Below are 16,194 nucleotides of genomic sequence, written 5' to 3' on the forward strand. Positions count from 1 at the left end.
GCCTGCGAAGACCCTTCGCACCGTCGGGACGACAGGATTTGAACCTGCGACCCCTTGACCCCCAGTCAAGTGCGCTACCAAGCTGCGCCACGTCCCGGTGCCGTCTGACCTGGGGTTTCCCCCGGCCGAACGCGCATGGAAACAATACCGCACTCGGGTCCGTGGTCGCGCCCACGTTTCGCCGCACCCACCCCTTGACCTCAACCTTGCTCGAGGTTGCACGATCGTCTGCATGACGATCACCGAGGAACGCGGCCGCAGGTCCGGCCGCAGGTACGGGTACGACGACCTGGCCCGCCTCATGGGGCTGATGACGGGCGACGAGAAGCACGGACCGGCGGCGACGTCCACGATGGACGCGTTGTGGGTCCTGTACGACCGGGTGCTGCGGGTCGGGCCCGAGCGGCCGGACGATCCCGGGCGGGACCGGTTCCTGCTGTCCAAGGGGCACGGGCCGATGGCGTACTACGCGGTGCTGGCCGCCAAGGGCTTCGTGCCCGTGGACTGGCTGCCGGGCTTCGGCTCCTACGACTCGCCGCTCGGCCACCATCCCGACCGCGTGCTCGTGCCGGGGGCCGAGATCGGCAGCGGGTCGCTGGGACACGGGTTGCCGATCGCCGTGGGCACGGCGCTGGGGCTGCGCGCCCAGGGGCTCGACGAGCCCCGGGTGTGGGTGCTGGTGGGGGACGCCGAACTGGACGAGGGCAGCAACCACGAGGCGATCGCCTTCGCTGGGCCCGCCGCTCTGGAGCGGCTGCACACCGTCGTGATCGACAACGCCTCCGCCAGTCACGCCCGGCCCGGCGGGATCGCCGCCCGCTTCGAGGCCGCCGGCTGGTCGGCGGTCACGGTCGACGGCCGTGACCACGAGGCGCTGCACGCCGCCTTCACCGCCCCGCACCCGGGCCGCCCGCACGTGGTGGTGGCCCGGGTCGAGCCGAAGTCCGCCTGAACGTCTGCCTGAACGTCTGCCTGAAGTCCGTCGCCCAGACATCTCCGGAAAGGCCCGAACCCTCCATGGACACCATGCGTGACCGTCTCCCCGCCGTCGTCTCGCGCCTGCTCGACGAGGATCCGCGAGTCGCGGTCGTCCTCGCCGAGATCGGCCGGGACGGCTTCGCCGAGGCCTGGCACCGGCACCCCGACCGGGTCGTCAACGTCGGCATCCGCGAGCAGCTTCTCGTCGGGGCGGCCGCGGGGATGGCCCTGACCGGGCTGCGGCCCGTCGTGCACACCTTCGCGAGCTTCCTCGTCGAGCGCCCCTTCGAGCAGATCAAGCTGGACCTCGGACACCAGGACGTGGGGGCCGTGCTGGTCAGCGCCGCCGCCTCCTTCGACTGGCCCGCGGGCGGGTACACCCACATGTCCCCCGGTGACGTGGCGCTGCTCGACACCCTCGACGGCTGGACCGTGCACGTGCCGGGCCATCCGGACGAGGCCGAGACCCTGCTGCGGCACGCGGTCGCCGCGGGCGACGACAAGGTGTACGTACGGCTGTCCACGCAGGCCAACCGGGAAGCGCTCCCGGTCGACGGCGCGCGGTTCCGCACCGTCCGCGAGGGCCGCTCGGGCGTGGTCGTCGCCGTCGGCCCCCTGCTGGACGCGGTGCTCGCCGCCGTGGCGGGTCTGGACGTGACCGTGCTGTACGCGACGACCGTACGGCCCTTCGACGCGGTGGCCCTGCGCCGGGCCACGCAGACGGCCGGCACAGACGTCGTGCTCGTCGAGCCGTATCTTGCGGGCACCTCGACGGCGGCCGCGAACGACGCCCTCGCCGACGTGCCCCACCGGGTGCTGGGCCTCGGCGTGGGCCGCCGCGAGCTGCGGCGTTACGGCGGCGTCGAGGAACACATCGCCGCACACGGACTCGACGCCCGGTCCCTCCGCGAGCGGATCGGCGGGTTCGTGACGGGCGGGGTGGTGGCGAGCGGGGTGGCGGCGGAGTAGCGGCGAGCGGGGGGGCGGGGGCGTGAGACGGACCGGTCGTGGGGCGGACCCGGTCGTGGGCGGGACCGGCGCGGCAGGTGGATCCGCGGGGCCGGGCGGGCTTCCTCCCCGTAAAGGCCGTCCGCTCCCCAAGGCCGTGCGCTCCCCTGCCGCGCCGCACGCGAGCCCGCGTGCCTCACTCCCCGGTCGGCAGCCCCAGTTCCGGATGGGCGTCGAGCAGTCGGGGCGGCGCCGCCTGACGCCAGGAGTCCGCGAGGATGTCACGCACCTCGTCCTCGTCCTCCAGTGCGGCGAGGCGGGCCCGTACCCAGGCGAACTGGGCCTCGTGGTCGGCGATCCAGAACTTCTCCGGCTCGGCCAGCACCAGTTCGTTGCGCTCCTCCTTGGGGCAGCGCACGGCGAGGGAGGTCTCGTCCTCGGGCAGCGTGGCGAACATCTTCCCCGCCACCCGGAACGTGGGCATGCTCCAGGCGATCTTCTCCGTCGTGTCCGGCAGGGACAGGGCGATTCGGCGTACGTCTTCGGCGTCCGGCATGACAGGCACCGTAGTGGCTGCCACTGACAATCACCTGGTGAGAGCCTTGATTCCGCTTCCTGCGGCCGCCCCCACGTGCTTGTAGTAGAGCGTCGTCGGCCGCAGCACCCCGGCCGGGTCCGCCGCGTAGTCGGGGATCACTCCGGCCCGAGTCCAGCCGGCGGTCGTGTAGAGGCGCTCGGCGGGGCTGTCGGTCTCGGTGTCCAGGTGGAGGAGGGTGACGCCCGCGTCGACGGCCGCCTCCTCGGCGGCCGCAAGCAGACTGCGGCCGAGTCCCTGTCCGCGGGCTTCCCGGTGCACCATCAGCTTGACCAGTTCGGCGCGATGACGGCTGTTGGGCTTGTCGGGGAAGGCCAGGCTCACGGTGCCGAGCGTCCGGCCGTCGTCCTGCGCGACCCACACGGCGAGCTGCCCGGCCGCCACACCCGCCGCCCGCTCCCGCCACCAGGCGAGAGCCGCCGCCCGGTCGAGCGGAGCGAGGAAACCCACCGAGGCGCCGCCGTCCACGGTGTCGACCAGCAGGTCGGCCAACGCGTCGACGCGGCCGAGCACGTGGGTGCCGTCCAGCCGGCTCACGATCACGGCAGCACCACCGCCAGTACGTACCGCACCTGCTCGGGGCCCGGGCAGCGGAACCGCGTGGGCCCCCACACCCGCAGCCGCAGGCAGTCGCCGGCGTCGAGGTGATGGCCGGTGTCCTGCGCCGTCACGTGGAGCGCCCCTTCGAGGACCCAGATGTGCTGTTCCAGGCCGGGCACGGGCGGTCGGTCGTAGGCGATGTCGGCGCCCGGGGCGAGCCGCCCCTCGACGAGTTCTCCGCGCAGTCCGGAGTGCGGCGGGGACACGGACCGCCGCACGAACCCGGAGGCCCGGTCCTCCCACACCGGCTGGTCGGCGGCCCTGACCAGCAGCGCCGGCTCCGCCTCGATCTCACTGAGCAGCTGGGACATGGTGCGTCCGTAGACACCGCACAGCCGGTTCAGCAGTGAGGCGGTGGGACTGATCTCCGCCCGCTCGGCCCGGGACAGGGTCGACTTGCTCACCCCGCTGCGTTCCGCCAACTCCCCGAGTGACCAGCCGTGTTCGGCCCTCAGTTCGGCCAGACGGGCGCCCAGCCTGGCGTCGACGGGGTCCGGCCCGGTCTCGACGACTTCATGTTTCATATTCGGGAGCTTATCCCGAATATGAAACGTCAGGCTGTGGCTCCCGTCACGTCAATCCCGTCCTCCGAACGCCGCCAGCGTCCGCTCCAGCGCCGGCAGTGCCCGCACCACCCGCTTCGACCGGATCAGCAGGTCCCAGGCGGGCTCGAACTTCTTCCAGCCGCCGGAGTACGCGAGGTGCCTCAGCCGCTCGTGCGGTCCCGGCTGGGCCGCGGCACCCCGCCAGATGTTGGACCAGCGGTAGAAGTCGCGGTACGCCCGCCAGTAGCCCTCCTCCAGCTGACGGGGCGTCATCATCCTGGGCTCGTAGACGACATGCCGGGTGTCGTACAGATCCCAGTCGCGGTGCACGATGCGGTTCTCGGACTCCAGTTGCTTCCACAGTCCGGTCGACGGGTAGGGCGTCATGATGTGGAAGGTGGCCGTCTCGATGCCCTGCCCGACGGCCCATTCCACGGTGCGGTCGAAGACGTCGGGACCGTCCTGGTCGAGCCCGAAGACGAAGCTGGCGTTGACCATGACCCCGGCGTCGTGCAGGCGCCGTACCGCCGCCGCGTAGTCCGTGCCGATGTTCTGGTTCTTGCGGCGCTCGGCGAGGTTCGCGTCGTTGACGGTCTCGAAGCCCACGAACAGACTGCGCAGCCCCGCTTCCACGGCCCGCTCCAACAGGTCGGGCTTCAGCACGGAGTTGACCGTACCGGCCGCCTGCCACAGCCGTCCCATCCCCTTCATCCCGTCGAACAGGGCCTCGGCGAACCGTCTGTTGCCGAGCAGGTGGTCGTCGAGGAAGTAGAGGTGGCGGCCGGGCAGACGGTCGATCTCGGCGAGGGCGTCGTCGACGGCCTGGGTGTAGAAGGACTTGCCGCCCTCGAAGAAGGCGTCCTTGTAGCAGAAGTCGCAGTGGTGCGGGCAACCGCGGGACACCACGATCGAGTTGGGCACGAGGTAGAGGTGACGCTTGATCAGGTCGCGCCTGATGGGCGGCAGTCCGGCCAGGGTGCGCTGCGTCGAGTCGTAACGGCGGGCGGGGGCGCCGTCGCGGAAGTCCTTCAGGAACAGCGGCCAGACGTCCTCACCGGGGCCGGTGAAGATCGTGTCGGCGTGGGCGGCCGCCTCGTCGGGGAGCGAGGTGACGTGCAGGCCGCCCATCGCCACGTGGACGCCCCGGGCGCGGAAGTGGTCGGCTATCTCGTAACTGCGGCGGGCCGAGGTGATGTACGGCTGGACGACCAGCAGGTCAGGAGTGTCGAGGGCTTCGAGGTCGAGGCGCTCCACGTGTTCGTCGTGGAGCGTGACCTCGTCGTCGGGGTCCAGGTAGCCGGCCAGGGTGGCGAGGCCGAGCGGCGGGAACAGCGAGTACTTGATGGGCCGGAACAGCGGGCTCGTCGCCTCGGTCAGGGCCGGAAGGATCATCGTCACACGCATGACCATCCAGACAGCGTGCGGCCGGTAGCCGGTTCCCTACCCCTGTGCGGCGTCTTCGAGCGCGTCGAGGACCGGCCGGATCAGCGGGTGGTCCTCGGCTCCCCGGCGTACGGCCGCGAAGACCCGGCGGGTGGGCGCGACCCCGTCCACGGGCCGTACGACCACACCGGCGAGGTCCATGCCGATCAGCGCCGAGCGCGGCACGAGCGCCACGCCCGCGTCGGCGGAGGCCAGGGCCACGACCGCGCGGAAGTCGTCCGAGGAGTGTTCGAGGCGGGGCTGGAAACCGGCGCTCTCGCAGGCGAGGACGACCACGTCGTGGCAGGGGTTGCCGGGGTAGGGCCCGATCCACGGATCCTTGGCCAGGTCCGCGAGCGGCACCTCCCCGGCGTCGGCCAGACGGTGCGTGAGGGGCAGGACCGCGTCGAAGGGCTCGGCGTAGAGCGGTACGTGGGACAGCCGGGGGTCGTCGGCGGGCGGAGCCCCGCGGTACTCGACGGCCACGGCGACGTCGACCTGCCGGTCGAGGACCATCGGCAGGCTGGCATCACCCTCGGCGTCCTGGACGCGGAGGCGGATGCCGGGCGCCGACTCGGCGAGGCGGGCCACCGCGGGCGCCACGACCAGGGCGATACCGGTCGCGAAGGAGGCGACGGTGACGGTGCCGGCGGCGCCCGAGCCGTACGCGGCGAGCTCCGCCTCGGCCCGCTCCAGCTGGGCGAGGACCACGTGGGTGTGGCTGAGCAGGATCTCGCCGGCCGGGGTCAGCCGTACGCCCTTGGCGCCGCGCTCGACCAGCCGGTGGCCGGTCTCCTGCTCCAGGGCGGTCAGCTGCTGCGAGACCGCCGAGGGCGTGAGGTACAGCGCGGCGGCAGCCGCGGTCACCGTGCGGTGGTCGGCCACCGCACGGAGGATGTGGAGCCGCCGCGCTTCGATCATGCGAACGATTATCGCAATTTGTCCGGCCGGTCTGTACCTCAGTACCTGTCGCGTCAGCCCTCGAGTTCCGCGCGCGCCGACACGAACGCGTCGACCGCTCGGTTCACGTCCGCCGTCGAGTGCGCGGCGGACAGCTGCACCCGGATGCGGGCCTGTCCCTGCGGCACGACCGGATACGAGAATCCGATCACGTACACGCCACGCTCCAGGAGCAGCTCCGCCAGGCGTGCCGCCTTCGCCGCGTCGCCGATCATCACGGGCGCGATGGCGTGGTCGCCGGGCAGGACGTCGAAGCCCTCCGCGGTCATCCGGCGGCGGAACAGCGCGGTGTTCTCGGCCAGCCGGACCCGCAGGTCGTCCGCCGATTCGAGCAGGTCGAGCACCTTCAGGGAGGCGGCGGCGATCACCGGGGCGAGGGTGTTCGAGAAGAGGTAGGGCCGGGAGCGCTGGCGGAGCAGGGCGACGATCTCGGCGCGGGCGGCGACGTAACCGCCGGAGGCGCCGCCGAGCGCCTTGCCGAGGGTGCCGGTGATGATGTCGACGCGGTCCATCACGCCGTGCAGCTCGGGTGTGCCACGGCCGCCGGGGCCGACGAATCCGACGGCGTGGGAGTCGTCGACCATGACCATGGCGTCGTGGCGGTCGGCGAGGTCGCAGATCTCGCGCAGCGGGGCCAGGTAGCCGTCCATGGAGAAGACGCCGTCGGTGACGATGAGTGTGCGACGCGCCCCGCCCTCGGCGGCTTCCTTCAACTGCCGTTCCAGATCGGCGAGATCGCGGTTGGCATAGCGGAAGCGGCGGGCCTTGGACAGGCGGATGCCATCGATGATGGAGGCGTGGTTCAGCGCGTCCGAGATCACCGCGTCCTCGGGGCCCAGCAGCGTTTCGAACACACCGCCGTTGGCGTCGAAGCAGGAGGAGTACAGGATCGTGTCCTCCTGACCGAGGAAGGCCGCGAGCCGTGCTTCCAGCTCCTTGTGCACCTCCTGCGTGCCGCAGATGAAGCGCACGGACGCCATGCCGTAGCCCCAGCGGTCCAGGGCCTCGTGGGCGGCGGCGATCACCTCGGGGTGGTCGGCGAGGCCGAGGTAGTTGTTGGCGCAGAAGTTGAGCACCTCGCCGGCGCGGCCGCCCGCGGTGACGTTCACGGTCGCGGACTGCGGGCTGCCGATCACACGCTCGGGCTTGTGCAGGCCGGCGGACCGGATCTCGTCGAGGGTGGCGCGGAGGTCGTCGCGCACGGAGTCGAACATGGACAAGCTCCTTAAGAATGCGGGTGACTTACGCGGTCCAGTCGAGGATGACCTTGCCGCCGCGGCCGCTCGCCGCGTCGGCGAACGCCGCCTCGTGGTCGCGGTAGCCGTACCGGCCGGTGATGACGGGCGCGAGGTCGAGGCCGCCCTCCAGGAGCACCGACATCGCGTACCAGGTCTCGAACATCTCACGGCCGTAGATGCCCTTGATCGTGATCATCGAGGTGACGATCCGGGCCCAGTCGACCGAGAACTCCTCGGCCGGCAGGCCGAGCATCGCGATCCGGCCGCCGTGCGTCATGTTGGCGATCATGTCCCGCATGGCCTCGGGGCGGCCGGACATCTCCAGGCCGATGTCGAAGCCCTCACGCAGGCCGAGTTCCCGCTGCCCGTCGGCGATGGCCGACTCGGCGACGTTCAGCGCGAGGCTCGCACCGATCTTGCGGGCCAGCTCCAGCCGCTCCTCGCTGACGTCGGTGATCACGACGTTCCGCGCCCCGGCGTGCCGGGCGACGGCGGCGGCCATCAGGCCGATCGGCCCGGCGCCGGTGATGAGGACGTCCTCGCCGACCAGCGGGAACGACAGCGCGGTGTGCACGGCGTTGCCGAACGGGTCGAAGATCGCGGCGACATCGAGGTCGACCGGGACGCGGTGCACCCAGACGTTGGCGGCGGGCAGCGCGACGTACTCGGCGAACGCCCCGTCGCGGCCGACCCCGAGCCCGACCGTGGCCCGGCACAGATGCCGCCGCCCGGCGAGGCAGTTGCGGCATCTGCCGCACACCAGGTGGCCCTCGCCGCTGACCCGGTCGCCCGCCTTGACGTCGGCGACGTCACGACCGGTTGCGACGACCTCGCCGACGAACTCGTGCCCGAGGACGAGCGGGGTGCGGATCGTCTGCCGCGCCCAGCCGTCCCAGGACCGGATGTGCAGGTCGGTGCCGCAGATCCCGGTGCGCAGCACCTTGATCAGTACGTCGCCGGGTCCGACCGCGGGCTCGGGCACGTCCGTGAGCCACAGTCCCGGCTCCGCCTTCTCCTTGACCAGCGCCTTCACGCTACGGCTCCTGTGCGTGGGTCCCCGGGTCCTGGCACGCCGAAGCGGCCCGTTCCGGGGAGAGGGGTGGAATCGCGTTGCAATCTGCCGTACGGCGGCGCCCCGGTCCATCGAGGATTTCTTAAGCGGCGCCACAGCTCTGCTTCACGCCCCGCCGCGCATCTGCCCCTGCGCCGGTGACCCGGTGCCGAGCACCGGGGGTGGAACCCCCGGTGCCGAGCACCGGGGGTTCCACCCCCTTCTCCTGTCCCCCGGGCCCCTCGCCGAAGTTCTCCAGCCGGCGCGCGTCACCGGTGCCCGCGCCATCCCGGCCGACCCGCACGCGAAGTCAGAGCCAGAACCCGTCGGCCTCCCGTCGCTCCACCCGTACGACGAGTTCGGCGGCCGCCGCCTTGATGGTCTCCAGCCCGGACCTGCCCCAGGGGCGCGGCTCGACGTCGGCGACGCACACCGTGCCCAGCACCATGCCGGTGCTGTCGACGAGCGGGGCGCCGAGATAGGAACGGATGCCGAACTCGTCGACGACCGGGTTGCCCGCGAACCGCGGATAGTCGCGGACGTCCTCCAGCACCAACGCCTTGCGCCGGACGACCACATGGGGGCAGAACCCGTGGTCGCGTTCCATGAAGCGACCGATCTCCGGCTTGGCCTCCTCGTCGGGAGGCGTGCGGAGTCTGACGTCCGGAACGCGCAGGCCCGCGAAGAACTGCCGGTACTCGTCGAGGAAATTGACCATGGCGTACGGCGTTTGCGCCCGCTCCGCGAGATGGACCGCGAAGATGTCGAGCGCGGGCTCCGGATGCTCTCCCAGCCCCAGCAGGCGCAGCCGCCGCGTACGGGCGGGCGCCTCCTTGTCCTCGGGGGTGAGCAGCAGTCGACCGGCCGGGCGAGGCAGGTCGTAGCTCATGGGCGGGCTCCGTCGCTGTGGGCATACGTCATATGCGGCTCCGTTGCGGGGTGTGCGGGGGTCACATGTGGGCGCCGTGGCTCGGCGCGGGTGCCGGACTGTGCGCGATCAGGTGCCGGACCAGCGTCAGCAGGGTCTGGACGCCCGAACTGGAGATCCGGGCGTCGCAGCGCACGACGGGGATCTGTGGATCGAGGTCGATGGCGGCGCGGACCTCCTCGGGGTCGTAGCGGTACGAGCCGTCGAACTCGTTGATCGCGACGATGAAGCCGAGACCGCGCTGTTCGAAGAAGTCGACGGCGGCGAAGCATTCCTCCAGACGTCGGGTGTCGGCGAGGATGACCGCGCCGAGCGCACCCTCCGAGAGCTCGTCCCACATGAACCAGAACCGCTCCTGTCCGGGTGTGCCGAACAGGTACAGAACGTGTTCCGGGTCGAGGGTGATGCGGCCGAAGTCCATGGCCACCGTCGTCTCGACCTTGTTCTCGATGCCTTCGAGGCTGTCGGTCGCGGCGCTGACCGTGGTGAGCAGTTCCTCCGTGCTCAGGGGCGCGATCTCGCTGACCGCGCCAACGAAGGTCGTCTTGCCTACTCCGAACCCGCCCGCCACCAGGATCTTGAGTGCGGTGGGGAAGGGGTCAGAGCTGTCGTCGTAGTCCATCGAGCACTGCCTCCAGAAGGGCCCGGTCAGTCGGGTTGTGGGTGAACTCGGGGGGTTTGGTGGTCAGCGCCCCGCAGTCGACGAGGTCCGACAGCAGCACCTTGGTGACCACCGCCGGCAGCTTCAGGTGGGCGGCGACCTCGGCGACCGAGACGGGCACGCGGCACATGTCGAGTACCTGCGCGTGTTCGGGGCCGAGGTAGCCGAGAGGGGTGGCTCCGGTGGCCATCACGTGCGACAGCAGGTCGAGCGCGATGGTGGGCCGGGTCCGGCCGTTGCTGACCGTGAAGGGGCGCACCAGCCGTCCGGCCGCGTCGTCCAGCCAGGGCCCGTCGCCGGCCGTCGCCACGCTCAAGGCCTCATCGCAGACGGTCCGACGGAGTGCTGGCGGGGCGCGGTCACCAGGTAGGGGCGGACACTCTTGACCAGCATGGCCATCTCGTAGCCGAGCACCGCCGCGTCGGCCTCGCGCCCGGCCAGCACGGCGAGACAGGTACCGGATCCGGCGGTGGTCACGAACAGGAGGGTCGCGTCGAGTTCGACGACGACCTGGCGGACGTCACCGCCGTCGCCGAAGCGGACGCCCGCGCTGCGGCCGAGGGAGTAGAGGCCGGACGCCAGGGCGGCCATGTGGTCGGCGCTGTCGGTGTCGAGACCGTGGACCGACTTCACTAGCCCGTCGCTGGACAGGAGGACCGCACTGGTGGTGTGCGGTACGCGCTGCACGAGGCCGCTCATCAGCCAGTCGAGATCGGATACATGGCCGGTCGGCGCTTCGCTCGCCATGGGGGATCGACTCCTTGAGGTACGAAGGTCTGCGGGAGCGCTGGGGGGTGGGGGCAACGCGGGGTTGATCATCCGGCGGGTGCGCTCCCGTCGTGCCGGGTGGTGTGGTCGAGATCGGGCCCGGGCGCGGACACGCCGTCCCGCACGCCGCGTACGTCGTGCCTCCCTGGCCCGTGCGCGGAACGCGCCTCGGTTATGTGGGACGGGTCCATGAGGCGTACGTCCTTGGAGGGCGGAGTGGCCATGTCCGTGACGTCCATGTGGCCGAGGTCCAGGGACGCGAAGGGCGCCGTCCGGGGGTGCGGCACGGGCGCGCGTACGGGGTCCGTGGGGGCGGGCTCCATCCCTGCCGACCCCATGGCCGGGCCCGGGGGCTGCGCCAGGGGTGTCGTCGGCTCGCCGGACGCCGCCTCGACGTGCTGTTGTGCCTCGGCCAGGCCGATGCCCCGCTGGAAGGCGGCCATCAGGCCCGGGTCGTGGCCGGCCAGGTACTCCGATTCCTGGCGGGGCGCCGGCCCGTCGCGCAACTGGGGCACGATGTGCTCCTGGGCCCGGCGCCGGGGCAGTTGAGGCTTGCCCATGGTGCCGCGCACGGCCCCGTTGCGCGGGACGGGCGGTGCGGCCGCGTGTTCCTCGACCAGGTGCCGGTGGTCGGGCCGCACGCCGGGCACGGCCTCGGCCGGGGTGGGCCGCTGCCCGCGGGCCCCGCGCACGGGCAGCGGTGCCGGTCCGCCGCCCGTCTTCGTCGCCTGCACGGTCTGCCCCTGTTGCGGGCGCGGCGGGGCCGACGGCGCGATCGGTGTGCCCCGGTGTCCCGGCTCCGTTCCTGGCTGCGGCTGCGGCTGGTGGTGCTGAGGCAACGGGACCGGCACGGAGGGGCTCGCCCCGTCCGCCGGCGCGTCCGGCGGCTGCGGTACGGCTCCGAGGGCGCCCTGCGTCGTTCCCAGGAGCACCTGCGGCACCACGAGGACGGCCTGGACCCCGCCGTAGATGTTGCTCTGCAGCCGGACATGGATTCCGTGCCGCTTGGCGAGCTGCGAGACCACGAACAGCCCGATACGGCCGTCGGCCAGCAGGCTGGCCACGTTGACCTGGTCCGGGTCGGCGAGCAGGGCGTTCATCCGGCTCTGTTCGCCGACGGGCATGCCGAGCCCGCGGTCCTCGACCTCGACGGCGAGCCCCGAGGTGACGAGGTTGGCGCGCAGCAGCACCTGAGTGTGCGGCGCGGAGAACACGGTGGCGTTCTCGACGAGTTCGGCCAGCAGGTGGATCACGTCGGCGACCGCGTGGCCGCGCAGGGTGCCGTCGATCGGCGGCACGAGCTTGACCCGTGAGTACTGCTCGACCTCGGCGATGGCGGAGCGCAGCACCTCCGTCATGGGAACCGGGTTGCTCCACTGCCGACGGGAGACGGCCCCGCCGAGCACGGCGAGGTTCTCGGCGTGGCGGCGGATGCGGGTGGCGAGGTGGTCGACGTGGAAGAGGCCCTTGAGGAGGTCGGGGTCCTCGATCTCGTTCTCCAGCTCGTCGAGGATCGAGATCTCGCGGTGCACCAGCGACTGCAGGCGCCGGGCGAGGTTGAGGAAGACCTCGAGTTTCTGTTCGCTGCCCGCCTGGCTGGAGAGCTGGGCGGCCTGGACGACGGCGGTGACGGCGCCGTCGTGGGCGCGTGCGAGGTCGGCGGCGAGCAGTTCGAAGTCGTCGGCGTCCTCGGGCAGGGCGCTGTGCGGCTTGCGCTGGGGCGGGGTGTCACCGCGGCGCAGCGCCTCGACCAGGGCCCGCAGGTCGGCCTCACCGCGCGCGTTGGTGCGGCGCAGGGCTCCGATGCGGTCGCTCACCGAGTGGGCGGCGCGGTCGGCGGCCACGGCGGCGATCAGGATGCCCGCGCAGGTCACCGAGAGGGCCCCGGCGAGCACACACCACAGCGTCAGGCTGGGGCGGGCGCCGGTGGAGCGGACGGTGAACAGTACGGCGGCGCAGGCGCTCAGGGCGACGGCGACGGGCGGCAGCACGGCCAGCCGCATCAGTTGGGGCCGTATATGGGTCTCGGGCAGCGCGGGAACGGCTCGGGCGGCCGGCCGGCCGTGCCGCCCGCCCTCACGGCGGTCAGCGCGTGTGGCCGGGGCGCGGAGGTGAGACATCGGTGTCCTCGTCGTACTGGTCCGTCGGGCCTGATTGCCCTGGGGCTCGCTGCTGCACGTGTCGGATGCGTACGCGGGCACGCGCATGCGGGTGTCGATCGGCAGAACCGAACTTTCCGGCCCCGCGTCGCCCGACGGACACTGACAGTAGTCGTCGACGCATCATGTGCGGTGGGCAGTTGACAAAGTCCCACGCACAGCGTCCCGCTCTGGTATGAGTCCTCGTACGACAGACCGATAAGTTCGTCAGGTACCCGCTTCCGTCGAACCCAGGATCGATCAAGCCTGGTCAGAACCGGTCACGAACGAAGAGCGAGCCGAGGAATCACCTTCCTCGGACTCCGCTCCTTTCACCGCCCTCGACCACTCGCTCGCCACCTCCGGCACCGGACACGAGCGTTCCGGGCCTCTTTCGACCCTGCGCGAGCACTCCCAGGAGATTCACTCTCCGTAACGGACGGAGCTGTCCGGAGGCGTCTTCCCGCGGGGTACGCCGGACGTGATTGCGGGCGATCACTCGCCCTTGCGAGCGGACGGGTACGCATTGTCGATCGACCGCACGTCCGGCGAAGTCACCCGTCCCGGACCCGCGTTGACCGGACACGCGGGGCATGTGCTCCCGTACGAGAAGGAGTTCGGCCCAGCCCTCGACGTCTCCACTACGGGCGGCGGCTGCCCGGAGGAGCGCGTTCCCGGTTCCGGACACGCGGCGGACGACGAGGTGTACGTCTTCGACGACGACCGTCCGGTGCTCGCCGTCGACGTGGCGCTGCCCTGGTGGAGGCCCCAGGCGTGCTCCGCCGGCCCGAGGCCGCGGAGCCCATCGCATGGATCTCGCCCGGTGCTCGCCCCAACTACTGCGGGAGATCCGGGACTTCACCGCAGCCGAGCACGCGCGAGCCCCACTCGTCCTGCGGGACCGCGGTCCCGCGAGGAGCGCCTCCGGGCCGGTCCACACCCGGCCGGCGTCGCCGAGCCCAAGGCGGCCCGCCACGCGGAGCTCATCCTGCGGACCGTGTCGGGGCAGGACACCACCGAAGGCATGGCCGACGGCCTGGGCCTCTGGGTCCGGCACTGGGCGCACCGGCCGCCGCGGGCACCCTCAAGGCCGGAACCACGTCCGGCGAACCCAGGTCTCCTCGCACCGCCGCCTCGGCCTCGCTCCTACCCGGCACCAGGCCGTCCCACCGTCGACTGCCACCGGCTCCTGCACTGCGCGCACCGGCCGCCGCTGGCACCCTCAATGCCGGAACCACGTCCGGCGAACCCAGGTCTCCTCGCACCGCCGCCTCGGCCTCGATCCACCCCGGCACCCGGCCGACCGACCGACGACAGCCACCGGCTCCAGCACTGCGCGCACCGGCCGCCGCAGGCACCCTCAAAGCCGGGACCACGTCCGGCGAACCCAGGTCACCTCGCACCGCCGCCTCGGCCTCGATCCACCCCGGCACCCGGCCGACCGACCGACGCCAGCCACCGGCGCCGGCACTGCGCGCACCGGCCGCCGCGGGCCCCCTCACCGCCGGGACCACGTCCGGCGACCCCAGGTCACCTCGCACCGGCGCCTCGGCCTCGATCCACCCCGGCTCCCGGCCGACCGCCCGACGGCAGCCACCGGCTCCGGCACGGCGCGCGCCGGCCGCCGCTGGCACCCTCAACGCCGGGACCACGTCCGGCGACCCCAGGTCACCTCGCACCGCCGCCTCGGCCTCGATCCACCCCGGCACCCGGCCGACCGACCGACGACAGCCACCGGCTCCGGCACTGCGCGCACCGGCCGCCGCAGGCACCCTCAAAGCCGGGACCACGTCCGGCGAACCCAGGTCACCTCGCACCGGCGCCTCGGCCTCGATCCACCCCGGCACCCGGCCGCCCGACCGACGACAGCCACCGGCTCCGGCACTGCGCGCTCCGGCCGCCGCAGGCACCCTCAAAGCCGGGACCACGTCCGGCGAACCCAGGTCACCTCGCACCGGCGCCTCGGCCTCGATCCACCCCGGCACCCGGCCGGCCGGCCGACGACAGTCACCGGCTCCGGCAACCGGCCCGGCCGCCCGTCCGGAACCTCAGCCCGCCGGAACGGGTTCCGGCTCGCCACTCCCCTCGCTCTTGCCCTCCGGCGCGTCACCTGCCGTATCGGTCTGCGCGCGGGCCGCCGATTCGGCCGAAGTCCTGATCGCCGCCTCGGCGAGCACGTCGGAAGCCGGCCAACCGCCCGCCGGGGTGAGGGCCACTCCTCGCCACCACGGCTCGGTCGGAACGGTCTCGGCCGTGGGCTCGAAGGGCTCGCCGGGCCGCGGCAGGGCGACCGGGGCCTTCGCCGTGCGGGCGGCCGCGACGGTGCCCTCGCCGGGGTCGGTCCACGCGTGCGTCGCGAGGTTGAAGGTGGCCCAGTGGATCGGCAGCAGCACGCCGTGCGGCCGGCCGCCCTGGAGGTCGAGGTGGGCACGCACGCCCTCCTCGGGGGTCATGTGGATGTCCGGCCAGAACTCGCTGTAGGCACCGATCTGGATCATCGTGGCGTCGAAGGGGCCGTGCTCGGCGCCGATCTCCTGGAAGCCCTCGAAGTACCCGGTGTCGCCGCTGTGGTAGATCCGGTGCTCGTCCCCGGCGACGACCCAGGAGGCCCACAGCGTGTGCTGGGTGTTGCGCAGGCCGCGGCCGCAGAAGTGACGGGCCGGCGTGGCCGTCAGCGTGAGGCCGCCGACCTGGGTCGCCTCGTTCCAGTCCAGCTCGCGCAGTCGGTCGGCGGACACCCCCCAGTGCTCCAGGTGGGCGCCGACGCCGAGCGGCACGGCGAACAGCGTGTCCGTGCCGGCCAGCGCCTTGATGGTGGGCATGTCCAGGTGGTCGTAGTGGTCGTGCGAGATCACGACGACGTCGACCGGTCCGAGCGCGGCCAGCGGCAGGGGCACCGGGTGCAGCCGCTTCGGGCCGGCGAAGGCGAACGGGGAGCAGCGCTCACCCCAGACGGGGTCGAAGAGCACCCGGTGCCCGTCGATCTCGGCGAGCACACTGGAGTGCCCCATCCAGGTCAGCCGCAGACCGGTGGCGGGAGGCTTTGCGATGTCGGCGAGCGTGGTGGCGTGCACCGGGACCGTGCCCTTCGGGGCGCGGCGAATCCGCTCGTCCTTGTCGAAGAAGGTCTTGGCGAACTCCATCGACGAACCCGAGGGGCGAGTGCTGGTGGTGCCCCCGGGATTCTGGAACACCCCGTCCTTGAAGTGGGGTGATCTGCGGATGCGCGCCAGGCGCTCACCGCTCGGGTCCGCACCGAAGGCCGCGGGCCGCAGCGCGCGAAGCCCGGAGCTCGGGGAACGGAAACCGGTCACGGTGTACCTCCAGGGTGGAGTCGGTGAGGCGCTCCATTATGGTCGCCC

Annotated in this window: 15 protein-coding genes and 1 tRNA gene; 2 read left to right on the forward strand and 14 right to left on the reverse strand. The window is 72.2% G+C overall.

From position 1 onward, the window contains the following. Window positions 1–23 precede the first annotated feature (23 nt). Window positions 24–97: transfer RNA gene (locus ACWBNA_RS20625), tRNA-Pro, on the reverse strand. 135 nt (window positions 98–232) lie between these two features. On the opposite strand from ACWBNA_RS20625, the gene ACWBNA_RS20630 reads away from it, so the two are divergent. Together ACWBNA_RS20630 and ACWBNA_RS20635 are read left to right on the forward strand one after the other, a co-directional pair. After that, window positions 233–952: a transketolase gene (locus ACWBNA_RS20630; protein ID WP_482705898.1), complete on the forward strand. Its 720-nt coding sequence runs from the start codon at window positions 233–235 to the stop codon at window positions 950–952. 65 nt (window positions 953–1,017) lie between these two features. Then, on the forward strand, window positions 1,018–1,947 hold the full coding sequence (locus ACWBNA_RS20635; RefSeq protein ID WP_482705899.1) for a transketolase family protein: 930 nt from the start codon (window positions 1,018–1,020) through the stop codon (window positions 1,945–1,947). A 175-nt stretch (window positions 1,948–2,122) separates the two neighbouring features. Here the strand turns inward: ACWBNA_RS20635 and ACWBNA_RS20640 are convergent, their stop codons facing one another. From ACWBNA_RS20640 to ACWBNA_RS20700, 13 genes are all read right to left on the reverse strand, one after another. After that, complete coding sequence (locus ACWBNA_RS20640; protein WP_482705900.1) at window positions 2,123–2,482, reverse strand: MmcQ/YjbR family DNA-binding protein; 360 nt, start codon at window positions 2,480–2,482, stop codon at window positions 2,123–2,125. A gap of 30 nt (window positions 2,483–2,512) precedes the next feature. After that, window positions 2,513–3,064: a GNAT family N-acetyltransferase gene (locus tag ACWBNA_RS20645; protein WP_482705901.1), complete on the reverse strand. Its 552-nt coding sequence runs from the start codon at window positions 3,062–3,064 to the stop codon at window positions 2,513–2,515. Next, window positions 3,061–3,645 carry a helix-turn-helix domain-containing protein gene (locus tag ACWBNA_RS20650; protein ID WP_482705902.1) on the reverse strand — a complete coding sequence of 195 codons (585 nt, stop codon included), beginning with the start codon at window positions 3,643–3,645 and terminating at the stop codon, window positions 3,061–3,063. Before ACWBNA_RS20650 ends, ACWBNA_RS20645 begins: the two co-directional genes overlap by 4 nt. Before the next feature lie 51 nt (window positions 3,646–3,696). Beyond that, a complete protein-coding gene (locus tag ACWBNA_RS20655) occupies window positions 3,697–5,076 on the reverse strand; it encodes a B12-binding domain-containing radical SAM protein (protein WP_482705903.1) in 1,380 nt (459 codons plus the stop codon). A 30-nt stretch (window positions 5,077–5,106) separates the two neighbouring features. Further along, entirely contained in the window at window positions 5,107–6,009 is a 903-nt protein-coding gene (locus ACWBNA_RS20660; RefSeq protein WP_482705904.1) for a LysR family transcriptional regulator, read from the reverse strand. 53 nt (window positions 6,010–6,062) lie between these two features. Beyond that, on the reverse strand, window positions 6,063–7,262 hold the full coding sequence (locus ACWBNA_RS20665; protein ID WP_482705905.1) for a glycine C-acetyltransferase: 1,200 nt from the start codon (window positions 7,260–7,262) through the stop codon (window positions 6,063–6,065). Between the two features lie 28 nt (window positions 7,263–7,290). Continuing rightward, entirely contained in the window at window positions 7,291–8,319 is a 1,029-nt protein-coding gene (gene tdh / locus ACWBNA_RS20670; RefSeq protein WP_482705906.1) for an L-threonine 3-dehydrogenase, read from the reverse strand. Window positions 8,320–8,647: 328 nt separating this feature from the next. Then, window positions 8,648–9,226, reverse strand: coding sequence for a GAF domain-containing protein (locus tag ACWBNA_RS20675; RefSeq protein WP_482705907.1), 579 nt, complete (start codon window positions 9,224–9,226; stop codon window positions 8,648–8,650). A 61-nt stretch (window positions 9,227–9,287) separates the two neighbouring features. Continuing rightward, window positions 9,288–9,887, reverse strand: a complete 600-nt coding sequence (locus ACWBNA_RS20680) for a GTP-binding protein (protein ID WP_383870387.1) — start codon at window positions 9,885–9,887, stop codon at window positions 9,288–9,290. Beyond that, window positions 9,865–10,236 (reverse strand): DUF742 domain-containing protein, encoded by a 372-nt coding sequence (locus ACWBNA_RS20685; RefSeq protein ID WP_482706049.1) that lies wholly within the window; start codon window positions 10,234–10,236, stop codon window positions 9,865–9,867. Before ACWBNA_RS20685 ends, ACWBNA_RS20680 begins: the two co-directional genes overlap by 23 nt. Window positions 10,237–10,238: 2 nt before the next feature. Further along, the gene (locus ACWBNA_RS20690) at window positions 10,239–10,673 is read right to left on the reverse strand and encodes a roadblock/LC7 domain-containing protein (protein ID WP_482705908.1); all 435 of its coding nucleotides are present in this window, start codon (window positions 10,671–10,673) and stop codon (window positions 10,239–10,241) included. 68 nt (window positions 10,674–10,741) lie between these two features. After that, window positions 10,742–12,814, reverse strand: coding sequence for a sensor histidine kinase (locus ACWBNA_RS20695; protein WP_482705909.1), 2,073 nt, complete (start codon window positions 12,812–12,814; stop codon window positions 10,742–10,744). Between the two features lie 2,066 nt (window positions 12,815–14,880). Beyond that, complete coding sequence (locus ACWBNA_RS20700) at window positions 14,881–16,146, reverse strand: MBL fold metallo-hydrolase (RefSeq protein WP_482705910.1); 1,266 nt, start codon at window positions 16,144–16,146, stop codon at window positions 14,881–14,883. Between the last annotated feature and the right edge of the window lie 48 nt (window positions 16,147–16,194).

Source organism: Streptomyces sp. Q2 (assembly GCF_056820935.1).

What these genes read in the sequence shown, in the direction of transcription:
- ACWBNA_RS20630 (WP_482705898.1), top strand. Translation starts at nt 233, where the DNA reads ATGACGATCACCGAGGAACGCGGCCGCAGGTCCGGCCGCAGGTACGGG.
- ACWBNA_RS20635 (WP_482705899.1), top strand. Translation starts at nt 1,018, where the DNA reads ATGGACACCATGCGTGACCGTCTCCCCGCCGTCGTCTCGCGCCTGCTC.
- ACWBNA_RS20640 (WP_482705900.1), bottom strand. Translation starts at nt 2,482, where the DNA reads ATGCCGGACGCCGAAGACGTACGCCGAATCGCCCTGTCCCTGCCGGAC.
- ACWBNA_RS20650 (WP_482705902.1), bottom strand. Translation starts at nt 3,645, where the DNA reads ATGAAACATGAAGTCGTCGAGACCGGGCCGGACCCCGTCGACGCCAGG.
- ACWBNA_RS20655 (WP_482705903.1), bottom strand. Translation starts at nt 5,076, where the DNA reads ATGGTCATGCGTGTGACGATGATCCTTCCGGCCCTGACCGAGGCGACG.
- ACWBNA_RS20660 (WP_482705904.1), bottom strand. Translation starts at nt 6,009, where the DNA reads ATGATCGAAGCGCGGCGGCTCCACATCCTCCGTGCGGTGGCCGACCAC.
- ACWBNA_RS20665 (WP_482705905.1), bottom strand. Translation starts at nt 7,262, where the DNA reads ATGTTCGACTCCGTGCGCGACGACCTCCGCGCCACCCTCGACGAGATC.
- ACWBNA_RS20675 (WP_482705907.1), bottom strand. Translation starts at nt 9,226, where the DNA reads ATGAGCTACGACCTGCCTCGCCCGGCCGGTCGACTGCTGCTCACCCCC.
- ACWBNA_RS20680 (WP_383870387.1), bottom strand. Translation starts at nt 9,887, where the DNA reads ATGGACTACGACGACAGCTCTGACCCCTTCCCCACCGCACTCAAGATC.
- ACWBNA_RS20690 (WP_482705908.1), bottom strand. Translation starts at nt 10,673, where the DNA reads ATGGCGAGCGAAGCGCCGACCGGCCATGTATCCGATCTCGACTGGCTG.
- ACWBNA_RS20695 (WP_482705909.1), bottom strand. Translation starts at nt 12,814, where the DNA reads ATGTCTCACCTCCGCGCCCCGGCCACACGCGCTGACCGCCGTGAGGGC.